1 tRNA gene and 2 rRNA genes are annotated in these 3,187 nt (G+C 54.8%); all 3 read right to left on the bottom strand.

Going from position 1 to position 3,187, the window contains the following annotated elements:
* Positions 1-190: 190 nt before the first annotated feature.
* Positions 191-267 (bottom strand) — tRNA-Met (locus LB533_RS29740).
* A gap of 169 nt (positions 268-436) precedes the next feature.
* Positions 437-551 (bottom strand): 5S ribosomal RNA (gene rrf / locus LB533_RS29735).
* Between the two features lie 202 nt (positions 552-753).
* Positions 754-3,187: ribosomal RNA gene (locus tag LB533_RS29730) — 23S ribosomal RNA — on the bottom strand; the annotation flags it as partial.

Below are 3,187 nucleotides of genomic sequence, written 5' to 3'. Positions count from 1 at the left end.
CTGGCTCCGTGACGCTTTGGCTTGGCTTGTATGGTTCTGGCGGGCGGATTGTGTTTGGTGTTGCGGGATTTGGTTTTGTCCCGGGGCTTCGGTTTGGGTTTTTGCTGGGCTCTGAGGAGGGTTCTCAAATCAGCCGGGGACGATCAGCCGGATACAAGAACAGCCCGGGGTGAGCCGGGCTGTTTTGATTTGGTTGCGGGGACAGGATTTGAACCTGTGACCTTCAGGTTATGAGCCTGACGAGCTACCGGGCTGCTCCACCCCGCGTCACCTTGGCGGTAGGCCGAGGCCTACAAATAGGTAGATGGCTCACCAAATGAAAGGGCCGCTTTCGCGGCCCGTGATCCCTTGGCGGGCCTGTTCGTGAAGAGAAGATTTCTCTGCATCCAAAAATCATTTCGATTTGTGGAAGTGAGACTGAACGTGCGTTTAGCAGACCTGGCAGCGACCTACTCTCCCGCGTCTTGAGACGAAGTACCATCAGCGCTGGAGCGTTTCACGGCCGAGTTCGGAATGGGATCGGGTGCAGCCGCTCCGCCATAACCACCAGGTCGGCAAAACGCACGTTGTTTTCGAGAAGCTGTTTTTGTGCCAAGGCGACGTTTTTTGCAGGTGCTTCGGGCGAAGCCCGCAAGCGCGACTGCGCGTCGCCGGTCGTCCGGCGCCCTCGCGGAGCATAAGCCCGTAAGGGCCGCTCATGCGTGAGCGCTGGCAAGACCATCTGACTTTGTCAGATGGGCATAAGGAATGAGAACGATCAAGCCGATCGAACTATTAGTACCGGTAAGCTTCAAGCGTTGCCGCTCTTCCACACCCGGCCTATCAACGTGGTCGTCTTCCACGGTTCTCAGGGAATACTCGTTTTAAGGTGGGTTTCCCGCTTAGATGCCTTCAGCGGTTATCCCGTCCGGATATAGCTACCCTGCTATGCGGCTGGCGCCACAACAGGTCCACCAGAGATCCGTCCATCCCGGTCCTCTCGTACTAGGGACAGATCCTTTCAATATTCCTACACCCACGGCAGATAGGGACCGAACTGTCTCACGACGTTCTGAACCCAACTCACGTACCGCTTTAAATGGCGAACAGCCATACCCTTGGGACCTGCTCCAGCCCCAGGATGCGATGAGTCGACATCGAGGTGCCAAACAACCCCGTCGATATGGACTCTTGGGGGTCATCAGCCTGTTATCCCCGGCGTACCTTTTATCCGTTGAGCGATGGCCCTTCCACGCGGGACCACCGGATCACTATGACCGACTTTCGTCTCTGCTCGACTTGTCAGTCTCGCAGTCAGGCAGGCTTATGCCATTGCACTCAGCGAACGATTTCCGACCGTTCTGAGCCCACCATCGCGCGCCTCCGTTACTCTTTAGGAGGCGACCGCCCCAGTCAAACTACCCACCATACATTGTCCCGGACCCGGATAACGGGCCGCGGTTAGACATCCATAGTGATAAGGGTGGTATTTCAAGGGTGGCTCCACCTGAGCTGGCGCCCAGGTTTCAAAGCCTACCACCTATCCTACACATGCCACTACGAATGCCAATGTAAAGCTATAGTAAAGGTGCACGGGGTCTTTCCGTCTAACCGCAGGAACCCCGCATCTTCACGGGGAATTCAATTTCACTGAGTCTATGCTGGAGACAGCGGGGAAGTCGTTACGCCATTCGTGCAGGTCGGAACTTACCCGACAAGGAATTTCGCTACCTTAGGACCGTTATAGTTACGGCCGCCGTTTACTGGGGCTTCGATTCAGAGCTTGCACCCCTCCTCTTAACCTTCCAGCACCGGGCAGGCGTCAGACCCTATACGTCGCCTTGCGGCTTCGCAGAGCCCTGTGTTTTTGATAAACAGTCGCTACCCCCTGGTCTGTGCCACCCTCCTCTGCTTGCGCAGAAAAGGGTCACGCTTCTTCCGAAGTTACGCGTGCAATTTGCCGAGTTCCTTCAGCATAGTTCTCTCAAGCGCCTTGGTATACTCTACCAGACCACCAGTGTCGGTTTCGGGTACGGTCTATAAGGAGGAGCTATTTCCTGGAACCACTCCGCTGCCCGTTCAATCCGATAAGATTGGACAACTTGTGTGATCCGTCACTACCTCCAGGCCCACGAATATTAACGTGGTTCCCATCGACTACGCGTTTCCGCCTCGTCTTAGGGGCCGGCTAACCCTGCTCAGATTAACTTTAAGCAGGAACCCTTGGTCTTTCGGCGGGGGAGTCTCTCACTCCCCTTACGTTACTCATGTCAGCATTCGCACTTCTGATACCTCCACCACCCCTCACGGGTATGGCTTCATCAGCTTACAGAACGCTCCGCTACCGCTCGTGATTGCTCACGAACCCTAAGCTTCGGTGTATGGCTTTAGCCCCGGTACATTTTCGGCGCAAAGACCCTTATTTAGACCAGTGAGCTGTTACGCTTTCTTTAAATGATGGCTGCTTCTAAGCCAACATCCTGGTTGTTTTGGGATCCTCACATCCTTTCCCACTTAGCCATAACTTGGGGACCTTAGCTGTAGGTCAGGGTTGTTTCCCTTTTCACGACGGACGTTAGCACCCGCCGTGTGTCTGCCGACTAGTACTCCCAGGTATTCGGAGTTTGGTTAGGTTTGGTAATCCGGTGAGGACCCCTAGCCCATCCAGTGCTCTACCCCCTGGGGTATTCGGTCGACGCTCTACCTAAATAGATTTCGCGGAGAACCAGCTATTTCCGAGTTTGATTGGCCTTTCACCCCTAGCCACAAGTCATCCCGAACTATTGCAACAGTTATGGGTTCGGTCCTCCAGTAAGTGTTACCTTACCTTCAACCTGCTCATGGCTAGATCACTCGGTTTCGGGTCTAATGCGACGAACTGAACGCCCTGTTCAGACTCGCTTTCGCTGCGCCTACACCTAGCGGTTTAAGCTTGCTCGTCACACTAAGTCGCTGACCCATTATACAAAAGGTACGTGGTCACCCTTGCGGGCTCCCACTGTTTGTAGGCAATCGGTTTCAGGTACTCTTTCACTCCCCTTGTCGGGGTGCTTTTCACCTTTCCCTCACGGTACTAGTTCGCTATCGGTCATGCACGAGTACTTAGGCTTGGAGGGTGGTCCCCCCAATTTCAGACAGGATTTCACGTGTCCCGCCTTACTCGAGGACGATTGATCGCATTACGCGTACGGGGCTGTCACCCACTATG

This window comes from Mesorhizobium sp. BR1-1-13 (assembly GCF_020165515.1).
Lineage (GTDB): Bacteria > Pseudomonadota > Alphaproteobacteria > Rhizobiales > Rhizobiaceae > Mesorhizobium.
This window is presented reverse-complemented; position numbering and strand designations above follow the sequence as displayed.